We start from the raw sequence: 14,862 nt of genomic DNA on the forward strand, positions 1-14,862 counted from the left end.
TGCTAACCGCGCCCCTGGCAGTGTTCCCCTCGCGCTATCGCGGCAGCATCGAAGGTGCCCGTGTCTAACACCCAGGCGGTGACAAGCGCGGCGGGTGTCACGTCAAAGGCAGGGTTCCACACGGGAGCATTTTCGGGCGCCCAGACGACATCACCAAAAGCGCCGGAAGCGCCACGGATTTCTGCCGCATCGCGCTGTTCAATTGGAATATCGCCGCCTGACGCGCAGGCGGGATCGACGGTGGTGTAGGGTGCGACCACGTAAAACGGCACGTTATGGTAGTGAGCGGCAACGGCGAGCATGTAGGTGCCCACTTTGTTGGCGAAGTCACCATTGGCGCAAATCCTGTCGGCACCGACCATGACTTTATCGACTTTCCCTGCCGCCATTAAGCTCGCGGCCATGCTGTCAGCAATCAATTGATAGGGAATACCTAAGTCGGCCATTTCCCAAGCGGTTAAGCGGCCACCCTGGAGCAATGGACGTGTTTCATCCACATACACATGCAGCTCCACACCACGCTGCTGGGCAACTGCCAGCGCGCCAATGGCGGTGCCAACGCCTGCGGTGGCAAGCGCCCCGGTATTGCAGTGGGTCAAAACACGATCACCCGATTGCAAAAGGTCTGCCCCCCGCTCGGCCATGCGTTGGCAAAGCGCACGGTCTTCTGCAAACAATTCAGCGGCGCGCTCAGCCAGGGCGGCAGCCCCTTGCTCGAAGCAGGCTTCCATGGCATCCAGGCAATACATCAGGTTCACTGCGGTGGGTCGCGTGGCACGTAAGCGGTCACTGACGGATTGCCAGCTACCTTGCGGATGGCGCGCAGCAGTCTGCGCCAGCACAAAGGCAGCGCTCAAGCCAATCAGTGGCGCACCGCGAATCGCTAGATTTTTCACCGCATGCTGCCACTCTTCTGGCGAGTCACAGCGCACCCACTGCTCCGCCTGGGGCAGCTGGGTTTGATCCAAATACTCAAGGTAGTCGACATAGACTCGTAAACTGCGTGACTGTAAGTGTGGCATTGGTGGACTCCTTGAGCACTTGAACTTGACTAGCAGAACAACGGCGCGGCTTATCAGGCGCGAAGCTTATCATATAGAATGGCTGCCACTAGAAGAGGCGACGCAGATCCTATGATGACGCTACAAACTGAATTGCTGGATGCCATTTCATGGGCGGCGCGGCAAGGCTGGACGCCCGCCACCGGCGGAAACTTTTCCGCCCGTACCGAAGCGGGGTATTTGGTCACCGCTTCCGGGCGCGATAAGACCCGTATTCAGGCCGATGACCTACTGCTGTGCGATCTGGATGGCAAAGTGCTATCAGGCGATGGTAAGCCAAGCGCGGAAAGTGATCTCCATGCTGCGCTCTATCGCTTAGACGCATCGATTAACTGCGTGCTGCATACCCATACCCTAGCCAGCACCGTGCTGTCGCGGCGCTTTCCAAACGGCATTGAGCTAAGCGGCTTCGAGATGCAAAAAGCCCTGCAGGGCAACGTGACCCATGATGCGACTATTCGCTTACCTGTAGTGCCAAATTCCCAAAATATGGACGAGCTAGCGGAGCATGTACGCAGCGGCTGGCCGATGCCCTGGGGCTTTTTGGTAGCAGGGCACGGTATCTACGCCGTGGGCGATAGCATCGCTAGTTGCCGCCGGCACTTGGAAGCCATTGAATTTTTACTGTCCTGTGTACTTGAAGAGAGCCGGTGGTCTAAATGAGTAACCTAGCTGTTCGCGCCGTTGTAACCGATATTGAAGGCACCACCACGGATATTAACTTCGTGCATAAGGTGCTGTTTCCCTACGCCCAGGCCAAGCTACCCGACTTTCTACGCGCGAATGCAGGCACACCTGCGGTTGCCGAGCAGATTAACGCGGTACGCCGTGACATGGGTGACGCTGATGCCACGCTGGATGCTGTCATTGCTCAGTTACTGCACTGGATCGAGACCGACCAAAAGGTCACGCCGCTGAAAGCACTGCAAGGCATGGTGTGGGCGGACGGCTATCAGCGTGGCGATTTTAAAGGCCACCTGTATAGTGACGTCGCCCCGGCGCTGCGCCAGTGGCAGCAGGCAGGCAAAGCGCTCTACGTGTATTCGTCAGGCTCTGTGCAGGCGCAGAAGCTGCTGTTTGGCTACAGCGATGAAGGCGACTTAACCCCCCTGTTTAGCGGCTACTTTGACACCCATATTGGCCATAAACGCGAAGCCACGGCCTATCAGCGTATTATCGCTGAGCTTGATCTACCGCCCGAGGCAGTGCTGTTTCTGTCTGACGTGGTAGAAGAGCTGGACGCCGCCAAGCAAGCGGGCATGCAAACCCTGCAGTTAGTTCGCGAAGGCACCCAGGCGGGCAACACCCACGCTTGCGTTACTCGCTTTGATGAAATCGCTGTTTAGCCTTTACTGCCGCCATCTTTAAGGAGAGCCTAGAATGTCGCAACTGAAAGTATTTGCAGATCAAAATCCTAACGACGCCCTACTGGACATCACTGACGGCGAACAGATAACTGCTGAGCTGAGCAAGGTGGGTGTACTGTTTGAGCGCTGGGCAACGCCGGGCGAGATTGCCGACGATGCCACCCAGGAAGACATTTTGGCGCTCTACCAAGACGATATCGACCGCGTAAAGGCCATGGGCGGCTACCAAACCGTTGATGTACTGCACATGGTGCCCACGCACCCAGACAAAGAGGCCATGCGCCAGAAGTTCTTAAACGAACACCGCCATCACGAAGACGAAGTGCGCTTCTTCGTTAAAGGCCAAGGGCTTTTCTGCCTGCATATTGAAGACAAGGTGTATCAGGTGCTGTGTACCCGCAATGACCTGATCAGCGTACCCGCGAATACGCCCCATTGGTTCGATATGGGCCCAGCGCCAGAATTTACTGCGCTGCGCTTCTTCGATAACGTTGAAGGCTGGGTGCCTCACTGGACAGAGAGCGATATCGCCGGGAAGTTTGACCGCCTGGATCAGCTGTAAGCTGTGAAGAACGCCGCCCGCGGGTGCCTCATACGCTCGTCCCTCGCGAGATTCGTTACACCGCGCTACGGGGCTTAACGATAGTTGAGTTGGGCTCATTATGTAGCGCGGCGTAAGCGTCAGCGCACCCGCGAAGCAACGCGCCAGCGTTGCCGAAGTTGGCACTGTGGCCAAATCAGCCACGGTGCCATTATCGCGAAGTCCATTATACCGAGAGGGGTAAGCGCTTATAACACCTCTTGCTGGTTATACGTCTTGGCAAGCTCCGCCAGCGCGGCAAGATCACAATAAGCCTCAGGCTCCATAATTAACGCTTGGCCCATCAGCACATTGCGTGCTTCAAGCCTAGCGCGAAGGGCGGTGTCTTCGATCTCTTCAAAGTCAGCGTTATGGGCCAGCGATAAAACGCGACGATGCATTTCAATACCGCAGTAGGCCAACGCATCCAGACGGATCTCTTCCAGTAAGGCATCACAGGCGTCATCGGCACTATTGCCCTGGGCTTCAAACAGCGCCTTCGGAAACAGAATGCCGGTGCGCTCGGTTTGCCACAGGTGGCGGAACTCCGCATCAAAGTGGGTAAAGCACGCTTCAATCACATCAAGAATCCACGCCTGATACTCATCAAGTTCACTTGCTTGGCGGTGAGCAGGCTGGCTGAAATAGGCCATTAGGAAGTTGGCAACGGCCATGCCTAGGTCAAAAGCCATGGGGCCATACTGGGAAAACTCGGGATCAATCACCCGCACATCTGACTCGGTGGCCATAATTGACCCAGAGTGCAAATCACCGTGCAGCATGGTTTCGGTATTCGCGGTGAACTTCATCAACAACCGCTGCACCTTAGCTTTTAAGCGCGTATTACGGCGCAGCTCATCCACAACCGGCGAAAGTTCCGGCGTATGACGGTTCATTTCGGCGCCATAATAAGGATCGGTAAACACCAGGGATTCGGTAATCGCAGGAATCGCCACGTTGCCTGAAAAAAGCCCCACGTCGGCTTTCTTCTCAGGGCTGTTTAACGATAGCTCCGAGCCACGAAACGCCATACGCGCGCAAAATTCACCAATGGTTTCGCCAAGCTGTGTAACCCGCTCACCGTTGATCAGCTTGCGACGCAGAATCGTGTGCGGATAAAGGTACTCCATGACAATCAGCGCTTGGGGTTTATCGAAATAAAACACCTCTGGCGCGATGCCAGGCGCACGCTGAGCTTGGCGTACCAGAGCGTAGTATTCAAAGTGGGCACGGTAAAGCGGCAGCGGCCAGCTCTCGCCTACCATACGAACATAAGGCAGCGCTTGTTTTACCACCACGCTGCCCACACTCCCCGATACGATGAATACCAGGTTGAGGTTGCCATCCCCTACTTCGCGAATCTGCCACTGCCCGGGGTTGCCGCCCACTCGGCTTGCCACTTCTTCTACCTCACCTAGCCGCTGCGCCAGGGTATCGACATCCAGTGCTTGATAGGGCTGCTCGTGTGCCACTATTTGATTCCTCACGAAAAATGATGCTTGTTTGTCATACCCCAGCAGGGTTGTCAAATGCCCTTATTTAAAAGACATCAACTTCATTAGTAAGCTTTAAACCACGGCCTAATAACAACGAACATGCCTTGAAAGGGAGTTAACACAAAAATCTCACCCCCTGGGCGGCCAAAGGGCTGCGCAGTCTATCGGGTAGTGGGCTATCGGTAATCACTGCATGGTAGTCAGCAAGCTCGCCAGCGGCACAGCGCAGCGGCAGGTCGAATTTGGTTTTATCCAGCACCAGGATGCGGTATGCGGCATGGGATAGCAGCGCTTCACGGGCCATGACCTCGTCATCATTGTAGTCATATAAATGGCCATGACTGTCCATACCGCCAACTGAGACAATACCGACATCCACTCGGTAGCGCTGAAAAAAGCGACAGGCATCGCCGCCAATCACATCTTGATCACGGCGCCGTACACGCCCACCCGCCACCACCAGCTCACACTCCATGGTGCATAATTTGATGAGTGCATGCAGATTATTGGTCATAATCTGCAGACCTTGTTTATCGCGCAAGGCGTCGGCCAGCTGCTCTACCGTGGTGCCCGTACCTAAAAATAGCGATTGATGATGCTGAACCAGCGAAGCGGCCTGTCGGGCAATCTGGCGCTTACCCGCTTGATTAACGATTTGGCGCTGATCGTAGCCAATATTTTCCTGATCAGGAAATGGCAGCACTTCCCCGTGGCGACGCAATACCAGCCCTTGCTCCGCCAAGACACGAACATCCCCGCGTAATGTTTGTACCGACACATCAAACTGGCTAGCCAGCGATTCCAGGGGCTGGCGTCCTTGCTGGCGAACCTGCGCCAACACGGCACGGCGGCGCTCGTTTAAGCCCAATATTTTCTTCACGTTGGCGACCACCTGAGTAACGAAAGCGTTTTTTTGACAGGCGAAAGCCTATCGCTATCAAACGAAAGCGTAGTGTCACGATGTTGTAAGCCGATGACAGTAGTGTGATCAGTGTTCACCTACTGGAGTTTTTACGATGTTGAAGCGCTCACTGTGCACTGCCGTTACGCTTGCAAGCTTTGCTCTATCGTCGTCGCTGCTTGCTGATGACAAACTGGTGCTTTATACCAGCCAACCGAATAGCGACGCCCAGCAAACCGTGGATGCCTTTCAGGCCGCCTATCCTGATATTGAGGTGGAGTGGGTCCGCGATGGCACCACTCGCCTGATGACGCGCCTACGCTCCGAGCTTTCCGCTGGCGTTAGTAACCCAGACGTACTGTTAATTGCTGACAGCATGACCATGACCTCACTCAAGCAAGAGGGCCATTTACAGTCTTACCTCAGCCCAGAGCGGGAGGCTTATGATGAGGCGCTATACGATCCCGAAGGCTACTTCTACGGCACCAAACTGATCACCACCGGGATTGTGTATAACACCGCTGCCGAGCATCAGCCGCAGCGTTGGAAAGATCTGACGGGGCCTGACTATGAAGGCCTTGTAACAATGCCAAGTCCGCTCTATTCCGGCGCAGCGCTTATTCATATGGCAGCGCTGAGCGACCACCCCGATCTTGGAATGGGCTACTACGAGGCGCTGCAAGCTAATCGTGCAGAAGCTCAGGGCGGTAATGGCGGCGTTTTCAATGCCGTTGCCTCAGGCACGAAGCCCTACGGCATCGTGGTCGATTTCCTGCCGATTCGTGAGGCCGCTAAGGGCTCGCCGGTTGAATTTGTTTTCCCCGAAGAGGGCGTGAGCGCGGTCACCGAGCCCGTCGCGATTATGCAGGGTGCCAACAATCTGGACGCCGCTCAGAAATTTGTCGATTTCGTACTTTCCCAACAAGGCCAAGAACTTGTTAGCCAGCAAGGCTACCTGCCCGCCCACCCGGCTGTTACGCCGCCTGAAGGCTTTCCCGCTCGTGACGCTATTCAGCTAATGCCGATCAATATTGAGCAAGCGCTGGAACAGGAAGAAACATTGAAACAGCGCTTTAGCGACCTGTTTGGCGGCTAACCATGACACCGTCGCTTAACGTTGGCAGCCAGCACCGCTGGCTGCTCAGCCTAATCACGCTCACGGTGGTGCTGTTAAGCCTAGCGCCCAGTTTGCGGCTACTCGTCGAGGCGCTTAGCGACCTTGGCCAAGGTAGCGAATCACCGCTATGGAAGGTGCTCAACGCGGCGAGTACTTGGCGAGCGCTGTGGCACAGTGTGTATACCTCGGGCCTTGGCATGCTGATTGCCTTGGTGTTGGGCAGCCTGTTCGCCTTCGTGATTACGCTGACCGACATCCGTGGCAAAGCGTGGCTCGTGTTCTGCTTTATGCTGCCGATGATGATTCCTCCCCAGGTGACGGCGCTGAGCTGGCTACAGCTGTTCGGCCCCGCCAGCCCATTGCTGAAAAGCATTGGTATGGCACCGCCGCTGGGCAGCCCCCAGCCGCTCTACTCGGCGGAGGGCATTGCTCTGTTGCTGGGGATTCAAAGTGCACCGCTGGTCTTTTTAGCACTGCGCACCTCTCTGATCTCGCTACCCCGCGAGCTTATCGAAGCAGCCCGCATCAGTGGCGCACGCCAAGCCCAAGTTTGGGGGCAGATTATTTTGCCAGTCACTCGGCACGGCTTAATTGCCGGGGCTGCGATGGCGTTTATTTCTAGCCTGGGTAACTTCGGCATTCCTGCCATGCTGGGAATTCCAGCGGGCTACTACGTTTTGCCGACGCTGATCTACCAGCGTATGGCTAGCTTTGGTACTGGCGTGCTGGCGGAAATGGCAGCGCTCTCGTTACTGATTGGTGTGCTGGCACTGGCAGGCGTTGCCTTGCAGCAATACTGGATGAATCGCAGCCGCTTTGGTTTAGGCGGCCACAGTGGCCGCTCTCATGACTTTACGCTGGGCCGCTTTCGGCCAGCGGTGACGACCGTACTCGTCGGCGTTTTATTGGTGATTCTCGTCGCACCACTCGCGGCACTGGTGGTCAGCTCATTGGTGCCCGCCATGGGGGTTCCCCTTAGCGTCGATAGCGTGACATTAAACGCCTATCACGAAGTGATTGGCCGCCAAGGAGCCACCTGGCGCGCCGTGCGCAACAGCCTATGGCTAGCAGGCGGTGCCGCGCTGGTGCTTATGCTGTGCAGCCTGCCGCTAGCATATCGCCTGCAGCGGCTCCCTCCCCGACTCCAGCAGCTCACGCTCAGCGCTATTGAGCTGCCCTACGCACTGCCCGGCGTGGTGCTGGCGATCGCCTGCATTTTGCTGTTCGTGCGCCCGTTGCCGCTGATCAACGTAGCGCTCTACGGCACGCTCGGGCTGATCTTTGTGGCCTATCTGGCGCGTTTTTTAGTGGTATGCCTCAAACCCGTTAGTGCCAGCCTGGCACAGCTTGATCCCTCCTTGGAAGAAGCTGCACAACTGGCGGGGGCAGGCCCCTGGCGGCGGCTAACCACGATCGTACTGCCGTTGATTGCACCATCGCTCTTTGCAGGCGGGCTGTTGGTCTTCCTGCTGGCGGTGAACGAGCTAACGGTATCGGCACTGCTTTGGAGCGCCGGTAACGAAACGCTGGGCGTATTGATTTTTAACCTTGATGAGGGCGGTGAAAGCGTACTGGCGTCTGCGGTATCGGTACTGGTGGTCGTCATGGTCGCCTCGCTGATGCTGTCGCTCAGCCTGCTTGCCCCTCGTTTACCCAAAGGAGTCGTGCCATGGCAGGGCTAGCGATTCAACAGGTCACCAAACAGTTTGGCGACCATCGCGCGGTCAATGATCTCTCGTTAGAGATTGCACCAGGGGAGTTTGTGGCACTGCTGGGCCCTAGCGGCTGCGGTAAAACCACCATGTTGCGTATGCTAGCGGGGTTCGAAAACGTGACGGGTGGCGAAATACGCCTGAACGATACGCTGCTAGCCAGTCGCCATCAACATATGCCCCCAGAACAGCGCAACATGGCGATGGTCTTTCAGTCATACGCGCTTTGGCCGCATATGAACGTGGCAGACAACGTCGGTTACCCACTCAAACTGCGCCGCATTCAGGGCAGTGAGTATCAACGCCGAGTTGCTCATGCGCTGGCACAGGTAGCCTTGGAACCCTATGCACAGCGTTCGCCACAGGAGCTTAGCGGTGGTCAGCGCCAACGGGTCGCGCTAGCCCGCTGCCTAGTGACTGACCCTGCAGTTGTGTTATTGGATGAACCGCTGGCCAATCTAGACCGTAATCTACGTGCCTCTATGGAACACAGCTTTGTGGATTTCCACCGCCGTACCCACGCAACAATGGTGTACGTCACCCACGATCAAAGTGAAGCCATGGCGATGGCGGACCGCATTGCCGTAATGCGCGACGGTGAGCTAGTACAGTGGGCAACGCCTGAAACGCTTTATCGCGAACCGCGCAGCGAGTGGGTGGCAAGCTTTATCGGCCAAGGTAGCCAGTTGGCCATTGCCAACGGTGCGCCAGGGCAGCGGTTGACGGAAAGCGCCCTAATGCAAGGGCTGGCCGCAGCACACAGCACCCAGCCTGCACGCCAACCTGTATTAGTTCGCCCCGAGCATATTCGCGTAGACACCCAAGCCCCCAATCAACACGACCTTACCGGGCGCGTCGAGCGGCTAACCTTTCGTGGTGAACGCTATGAGTTGCACCTGCGCCTGCCCAGCGGTGAAGCCTTGCTGGCTTACCACCACTGTGCGCTTGAAGAGGGCCAGCAAGTCGCTCTGCGACTACTAGAAGGCTGGTGCCTGGAGCCTGACCAATGAGCACCCATATTCATTTATTAAGCGGGTTGGGTGATAAAGGCCCTGCGGCTATCGTGGTCGAAACCAACGGAAAGCGGCTGCTGCTGGACGCCGGTGGAGCGCTGCACCCTGGGGAATCTATCACCTGGGCAGGTGGCTTAGACGTAGACGCTATGCTGATTAGTCACGACCATATTGACCATATCGGCGGCGTTGCCGAACTGCCCGAGACCATCCCGCTCTACTGCACACCCTTAGTCGCTAACGCACTGCCTAAGCACCGCGCTTGGCAGCCTTTGCCAGCACGCGGAAGCCTGATGGTCGAAGGTATCAAAGTGACCACCGGCCAAGCGGGGCACTCGCTGGGTGGCGTTTGGCTGCACTTAGACGTGGATGGCGGCATTTTCTACAGCGGCGATGCCTGTTTTGAATCCCGCTTGTTTCCCTTTGATACGCCGCCAGCAGCTCACACTGCGCTACTAGATGGTTCCTACGGCAATTACGACCAGCCCCAGGAAAACTGTCTGCAGGCGATTTGCCAGCAGCTTGAACAGCCGTTGGTATTACCGGTGCCTGAAACGGGGCGCGCTCTGGAAATGGCGCTGTGGCTGTCGGAAGAGGCCGACCGCCGTCAGCTCCATTTCGCCATTGACCCGATTATTCGCGACAACCTCGCCGCACTGCTAGCACTGCCAAGCGACTTACGTCGCCCTGGTCTCGACAGTGCGATTAGCGCACTGCTAAAACGACAGAGTGCTTCGCAGCCAGTGCTGCGGCTGGTCAGCGATCGCAATGATACGCCCGACCAATGGCCCAATTACCAGCTACTGCACACCGGCTATTTAACGCCTGAACGTCAAGCCCAGCTTGCCGCAGGCGAGGTGCGCTGGCAGCGCTGGAACGTACACCTGCGTGCATCGCATCTAGTAGCGCTTGCCGACCAGCTAAGGGCCACTCAGGTAGTCCCGCTCTTTACCCCGCTCACTGGTAACTGCTTAAGCGATTGGCAACAACGCCTGGGGCAGCGGCTGTGCCCCCACCGCTCCCTAGAGATTCATCCGCATACGGCCGGACGCTCTACCGCCCATTTAACCGTTTAGGAAATTAACGATGTCCACAGTAATTGTTGATGTTGACGGCACGCTTGCCGAATTTCACCCCACCGACGTACACGAGTGGGTTCTTGGCCCCGCCAAGCAGTGGGATCCTTTTTTTGCCCATATGGCCGAAGCGCCAGTCATTGAGCCAGTGGCGCGGCTAGTCAAGCTGCTGAAAGCTCAAGGCCAACAGATCGTGATCTGCAGCGGCCGGCCTGACAGCCACCGTGAGCATACCCAGCGCTGGTTAGAGCGCCACACCATTCCCTTTGATGCCATGTACCTGCGCCCGCAAGGTGATGACCATATCGATGATGAAGAGGTGAAAGCCGCACTGCTCAATCAAATGCGTAGCGACGGCTTTGCGCCTTGGCTGGTGCTGGATGACCGTGACGCAGTAGTCGCCCAATGGCGCGCGCTCGGCCTCACCTGCTTGCAGTGCGCACCGGGAGATTTTTAAGGAGACGGCAACACACTGACGCCCCGCTAAACGGGGCGCCGTTGTTAATAAAGCGATGATGTCAGACGTTATCAGCCTGCGAACGAGGCGTACATAATCACCACGAGTACCACAAGCACAATGCCGGTTGGCACAGCGCCCTTCCAAGGCGTAAGGTCCACATCGCCCGAATCTTCTTGCACCCAGGCGGTGGCGCGGGGGCGCAGCTTACCAATAATCAGCATTACGGCGACCAACAGCACGAACACCGCGGCGACAAAGTGGAACTCATGCATCACCATCGGTAGCTTGTTAAACGGCGGAACAAAGTAGCCAGCCGCGATCAGCAAACAGCCCCCTACCAGCGCTACTTTAGCCGCCATGGGAGGCACGCGTTTCGTCAGAAGCCCCACCAGAACAACCGCTAAAATAGGGATAAAGTAAATGGCGTTCATCTTCTGCAGATAGCCAAATAGGCTATCCTGGCCTGCTAACAGCGGCGCAATAACCATGGTTGTGACAGCCATGATCCAGCCAAACACCTTGCCTGATTTCACGACTTCTTCTTCAGTGGCATCTTTTTTAAGCACACCTTTATAGATTCCCAGGCTGAAAATCGTGGTGGTGCTGTTTAGCGCCGAGTTAAATGAGGAGAGAATCGCCCCCACCATTACTGCAGCAAAAAAACCTGTTAGGTACGGCGGTAGAACGTTAAATACCAAGTGGCCATAGGCTTCGTCTGCGCGAACGCCTTGGTCGGCATAGAGGTGGTAAGCAATGATACCCGGCAGCACCAGATAGAGCGGACCTAACAGCTTAAAGAAGCCGGTTAGCAGCACGCCCTTCTGACCTTCAGCCAGGTTTTTAGCCGCAAAAGTGCGCTGGATAATCTGCTGATTCGTTGTCCAATAAAACAGATGCAGTAATAAAACACCGGTGAAGATAGTCGAAAACGGCACCTGCTGATCAGGGCCACCTACCGAGTTAAATTTACTCGGGTCGCTCTCTTTCAGGATGCTCCAGCCCTCCATGACACCGCTGCCATTGCTCACTGCCTGAAGGCCGAAATAAACAATCACAAAGCCACCGATCAACAGACCGACGCCATTCAATGTATCTGAGACCGCCACCGTGCGCAGACCGCCAAATAGCGCATACACCGCGCCGATGATGCCAACCGTCCAGACGGTAGCCCACAGCAGCGCTGTACTCGACTCAATGCCGGTCAATCCTTGAAGATCCAGCATGCCCTGTAAACCAATCGCCCCTGAATAGAGAATGATGGGCAACAGCACCACGGCGTAAGCAATCAAGAAAATAACGTTGGCAATCAGTTGGGTACCATTATCAAAACGTATCGCTAACAGCTGGGGGAGCGTCGCGATCCCACTTTTTAGAAAGCGCGGCAGGAAAAACAGAGCCAGTGCTACTAAAGCAATCACCGCGATCACTTCCCAAGCCATGACACTTAGGCCATCGGTAAACGCCGAACCGTTCAGCCCAACCATCTGCTCGGTTGAGAGATTAGTCATCAACATTGAGGCGGCAATTAACGGAAAGGTTAGTGTCCTGCCGGCGAGAAAGTAGCCACTGGTGCTTCGGTGATCATCTTGACGTGTGATACGCCATGTCACAAAGGCCACTAAGCCCGTAAAAAAGATGAACGATGCCAGCGTAAGGGCATGCATGAAAAAATCCTTAGAAGAAGTCGCTAAACAACAAACGACATAGTGAATTTAGGTAAAATTACCAATATGCGCGGGATTCTAAGCAGGTGAAACGATTCATCCATTATGCTTTAGTAGCAATAAAGAATAAATAAGGCGGTTTTTTACTAATTACTCTCTATTTTGGCAAGACGTTAACGAAAAAGAAGAAATACTGATGCAATATCTGTGCGACAGTATCCAACCGCAGGGCGGGGCGGTATAGCGCTAAGGAGAAAACTGGACAGCTCTCATAAAAGCCGCTGAAATCATCTTATGATGTATGAGTAACTTTTTTTAATATCATACGATTGGCTCAGGCACTATCTCTCTATTGGCGACAACAGTTAACTTGGAGCACAAGCGATAATGACAGCGCGTTGGAAATCCTTGCCTTTACGGTTACGACTATTTATTTCGTTTGGAACGGTATTGGCATTGGCCATGTTGCTAGCGCTCTATTTACAGGCTCGCTCACACAGCCAAGCGCGCTTGACGAACTTGCTAAACGAAGAGTTACCTGCCCAGGTAGAGGGCCTTGCTACACGGTTAACCCTACGGCTAAGCCCGGCGTTGGCACTGTCAGAAAGCCTAGCCGACAGCTACTTTATTGAAGAGTGGGTACGCGATGGGCTGCCCGATACGTCACAACCCGCGATCATGCGTTATTTATCGCGGTTGATGACCCAACTAGACACTGAACTTCTCTTTATCGCTGCTCAATATCAAGGACGTGGTTACTATTTTCAGTACCGCGATGGGGAGTTTTTAGAGCGAACATTACAAGCGCCTGGCGGCGATGATGATTGGTACTATCAATTTACCGACAGCGGCTCCGCTTATAACTTAAACCTAGATAGCGATACATTTTCACCTGAAGAAGCGTTTGTCTTTTTAAATTTCCGCAGCCGTGAGGAAGCGCTCAATGGTCGCCCACTGGTAGTTGCCGGTGCAGGGTTAGATCTTTCTCGGTTGGCGCAGTTAATTAACGACTTCCGATTAGGCGAAACGGGCCGCGCTGCATTACTAAACGCGGAAGGCGAACTGCTTATTCGTAGCGACGAAACGTCGCTCGCAGCGCTTCAAAGCCAAGACGCAGACAGCCTATTACAAGATGAACACGAACTTCGTGTACATGAGCTGCAACGGGATGGACAAACCTTTTTAGTCACTACACGCTGGCTGCCCGAGCTGCAGCGTTATTTAATGATTGAAGTCTCCAAAGAGGAGTATTTAAGCTCCATTAGAGAGCGCTTCTTGGCGTCTACCGGTATCGGGTTGCTGATCCTCTTGGTTGGTCTAATCATTTTATACCCACTTACCGGCAGCTTAATTCGCCCTTTAATCCGCTTTCAGCGCCAGCTAAAAGAGATCACTCTTAGTTTAGACTTATCCCGCCGGGTAGAAACCGATGATCGAGCTGAACTCGGTGTCTTGGCTGACCAAACTAACGAACTGTTAGCCCGACTATCGCGAACTATCATGGCTGTTTCCAATAACGCGTTAGCCCTTACCCAGGTAGCAGATCGCTTGGCGCAAACGGCAGGGCTATCAGGCATCCAGGGCGGCGATATTCGTCATGAAGCGAATCAGACCATGGCCGCCGCCGTGGAAGAGATGGCGTCGTCAGTGGCTGAAATTACCTCGACCATGGAAGAACTTTCCACCTCGTCAACGCAAATCGCTGACCACTCCCAATCCGTGGTAGAGGTGGCGAATCAAACGCTGGAACGCAGCCGTAAGGGCAGCACTGCCATGCAGCTGCTACAGTCTAAAATGCAGGATATTCGTAGCGATAGCGAACAGAGTCTGGCAGAAATCATGGCGCTGGGTGCTAAGTCGAAACAAATCAGTAAGGTGATGGAACTGATTAACACCCTTGCTGCGCAAACCAAACTAATTGCTTTCAATGCGGCATTAGAAGCCTCAAGTGCAGGCGAATCCGGCCGTCGTTTTTCCGTGGTCGCTAATGAAATACGCCGCTTGGCAGACAGCGTAACTGACTCAACCCAAGAGATTGAAGGCCACACCGAAGATATTCAAAACGCCATTAACCGGCTGGTCGTTGCCTCTGAAAAGGGTGCATCGTCGATTGAGAAAGGCGTTGAGGTCAGCATTAGTACCGCCCAGGACTTGGATGCCCTGCTCAAAGCGGCCAGCCAAACCAGTAGTGCGGCGCAGCAGATATCGCTGTCAACACAACAGCAGAAAACCGCCAGCAGTCAGGTGGTGATTGCACTGCGGGATATTGATACCGCCAGCTCGCGTAATGCGCAGTCAGTACGCAGCATAACCGACATCAGCCAGGAGATGATTAACATGTCGGCAGAGCTAAACGCTCTGGTGCAGGAGTTTACTCTGGCTCAACAGGATGCAAACCACCAACGCCCTTCGTGA

The 14,862-nt window shown here is 55.1% G+C and carries 13 protein-coding genes; 9 read left to right on the forward strand and 4 right to left on the reverse strand.

Annotated features, from left to right (window positions below):
- Positions 1-2: 2 nt before the first annotated feature.
- A complete protein-coding gene (gene mtnA, locus CR46_RS0106960; RefSeq protein ID WP_030071262.1) occupies positions 3-1,022 on the reverse strand; it encodes an S-methyl-5-thioribose-1-phosphate isomerase in 1,020 nt (339 codons plus the stop codon).
- Between the two features lie 111 nt (positions 1,023-1,133).
- On the opposite strand from mtnA, the gene mtnB reads away from it, so the two are divergent.
- The 3 genes from mtnB to CR46_RS0106975 are packed head-to-tail and all read left to right on the forward strand — an operon-like array spanning position 1,134 to position 2,990.
- Positions 1,134-1,724, forward strand: coding sequence for a methylthioribulose 1-phosphate dehydratase (gene mtnB / locus CR46_RS0106965; protein ID WP_030071263.1), 591 nt, complete (start codon positions 1,134-1,136; stop codon positions 1,722-1,724).
- A complete protein-coding gene (mtnC, locus tag CR46_RS0106970) occupies positions 1,721-2,407 on the forward strand; it encodes an acireductone synthase (protein WP_030071265.1) in 687 nt (228 codons plus the stop codon). Before mtnB ends, mtnC begins: the two co-directional genes overlap by 4 nt.
- A gap of 34 nt (positions 2,408-2,441) precedes the next feature.
- Positions 2,442-2,990, forward strand: coding sequence for a 1,2-dihydroxy-3-keto-5-methylthiopentene dioxygenase (locus tag CR46_RS0106975; protein WP_030071273.1), 549 nt, complete (start codon positions 2,442-2,444; stop codon positions 2,988-2,990).
- A gap of 227 nt (positions 2,991-3,217) precedes the next feature.
- On the opposite strand, the gene mtnK is transcribed toward CR46_RS0106975, so the two are convergent.
- On the reverse strand, positions 3,218-4,480 hold the full coding sequence (gene mtnK, locus CR46_RS0106980; RefSeq protein WP_030071276.1) for an S-methyl-5-thioribose kinase: 1,263 nt from the start codon (positions 4,478-4,480) through the stop codon (positions 3,218-3,220).
- A gap of 139 nt (positions 4,481-4,619) precedes the next feature.
- Positions 4,620-5,372 (reverse strand): DeoR/GlpR family DNA-binding transcription regulator, encoded by a 753-nt coding sequence (locus CR46_RS0106985; RefSeq protein WP_035536469.1) that lies wholly within the window; start codon positions 5,370-5,372, stop codon positions 4,620-4,622.
- Positions 5,373-5,520: 148 nt separating this feature from the next.
- On the opposite strand from CR46_RS0106985, the gene CR46_RS0106990 reads away from it, so the two are divergent.
- The 5 genes from CR46_RS0106990 to CR46_RS0107010 are packed head-to-tail and all read left to right on the forward strand — an operon-like array spanning position 5,521 to position 10,780.
- The gene (locus CR46_RS0106990; RefSeq protein ID WP_030071279.1) at positions 5,521-6,501 is read left to right on the forward strand and encodes an ABC transporter substrate-binding protein; all 981 of its coding nucleotides are present in this window, start codon (positions 5,521-5,523) and stop codon (positions 6,499-6,501) included.
- 2 nt (positions 6,502-6,503) lie between these two features.
- Complete coding sequence (locus CR46_RS0106995; protein WP_030071281.1) at positions 6,504-8,204, forward strand: ABC transporter permease; 1,701 nt, start codon at positions 6,504-6,506, stop codon at positions 8,202-8,204.
- A complete protein-coding gene (locus tag CR46_RS0107000; protein WP_030071284.1) occupies positions 8,192-9,244 on the forward strand; it encodes an ABC transporter ATP-binding protein in 1,053 nt (350 codons plus the stop codon). Before CR46_RS0106995 ends, CR46_RS0107000 begins: the two co-directional genes overlap by 13 nt.
- On the forward strand, positions 9,241-10,323 hold the full coding sequence (locus tag CR46_RS0107005; protein ID WP_030071286.1) for an MBL fold metallo-hydrolase: 1,083 nt from the start codon (positions 9,241-9,243) through the stop codon (positions 10,321-10,323). The genes CR46_RS0107000 and CR46_RS0107005 overlap by 4 nt, the downstream gene beginning before the upstream one ends.
- 10 nt (positions 10,324-10,333) lie before the next feature.
- Entirely contained in the window at positions 10,334-10,780 is a 447-nt protein-coding gene (locus CR46_RS0107010) for a phosphatase domain-containing protein (RefSeq protein ID WP_030071288.1), read from the forward strand.
- Between the two features lie 71 nt (positions 10,781-10,851).
- Here CR46_RS0107010 and CR46_RS0107015 read toward each other — a convergent pair whose 3' ends face one another.
- A complete protein-coding gene (locus CR46_RS0107015) occupies positions 10,852-12,447 on the reverse strand; it encodes a solute:sodium symporter family transporter (protein ID WP_030071290.1) in 1,596 nt (531 codons plus the stop codon).
- Between the two features lie 387 nt (positions 12,448-12,834).
- On the opposite strand from CR46_RS0107015, the gene CR46_RS0107020 reads away from it, so the two are divergent.
- Positions 12,835-14,862 (forward strand): methyl-accepting chemotaxis protein, encoded by a 2,028-nt coding sequence (locus tag CR46_RS0107020; protein WP_030071292.1) that lies wholly within the window; start codon positions 12,835-12,837, stop codon positions 14,860-14,862.

It is taken from the genome of Vreelandella neptunia (assembly GCF_000712975.1).
In the GTDB taxonomy this organism is placed as follows: Bacteria; Pseudomonadota; Gammaproteobacteria; order Pseudomonadales; family Halomonadaceae; genus Vreelandella; species Vreelandella qaidamensis.

What these genes read in the sequence shown, in the direction of transcription:
- CR46_RS0106990 (WP_030071279.1), top strand. Translation starts at nt 5,521, where the DNA reads ATGTTGAAGCGCTCACTGTGCACTGCCGTTACGCTTGCAAGCTTTGCT.
- CR46_RS0106995 (WP_030071281.1), top strand. Translation starts at nt 6,504, where the DNA reads ATGACACCGTCGCTTAACGTTGGCAGCCAGCACCGCTGGCTGCTCAGC.
- CR46_RS0106975 (WP_030071273.1), top strand. Translation starts at nt 2,442, where the DNA reads ATGTCGCAACTGAAAGTATTTGCAGATCAAAATCCTAACGACGCCCTA.
- CR46_RS0107010 (WP_030071288.1), top strand. Translation starts at nt 10,334, where the DNA reads ATGTCCACAGTAATTGTTGATGTTGACGGCACGCTTGCCGAATTTCAC.
- CR46_RS0107020 (WP_030071292.1), top strand. Translation starts at nt 12,835, where the DNA reads ATGACAGCGCGTTGGAAATCCTTGCCTTTACGGTTACGACTATTTATT.
- mtnB (WP_030071263.1), top strand. Translation starts at nt 1,134, where the DNA reads ATGATGACGCTACAAACTGAATTGCTGGATGCCATTTCATGGGCGGCG.
- CR46_RS0107000 (WP_030071284.1), top strand. Translation starts at nt 8,192, where the DNA reads ATGGCAGGGCTAGCGATTCAACAGGTCACCAAACAGTTTGGCGACCAT.
- mtnC (WP_030071265.1), top strand. Translation starts at nt 1,721, where the DNA reads ATGAGTAACCTAGCTGTTCGCGCCGTTGTAACCGATATTGAAGGCACC.
- CR46_RS0107005 (WP_030071286.1), top strand. Translation starts at nt 9,241, where the DNA reads ATGAGCACCCATATTCATTTATTAAGCGGGTTGGGTGATAAAGGCCCT.
- mtnA (WP_030071262.1), bottom strand. Translation starts at nt 1,022, where the DNA reads ATGCCACACTTACAGTCACGCAGTTTACGAGTCTATGTCGACTACCTT.
- CR46_RS0107015 (WP_030071290.1), bottom strand. Translation starts at nt 12,447, where the DNA reads ATGCATGCCCTTACGCTGGCATCGTTCATCTTTTTTACGGGCTTAGTG.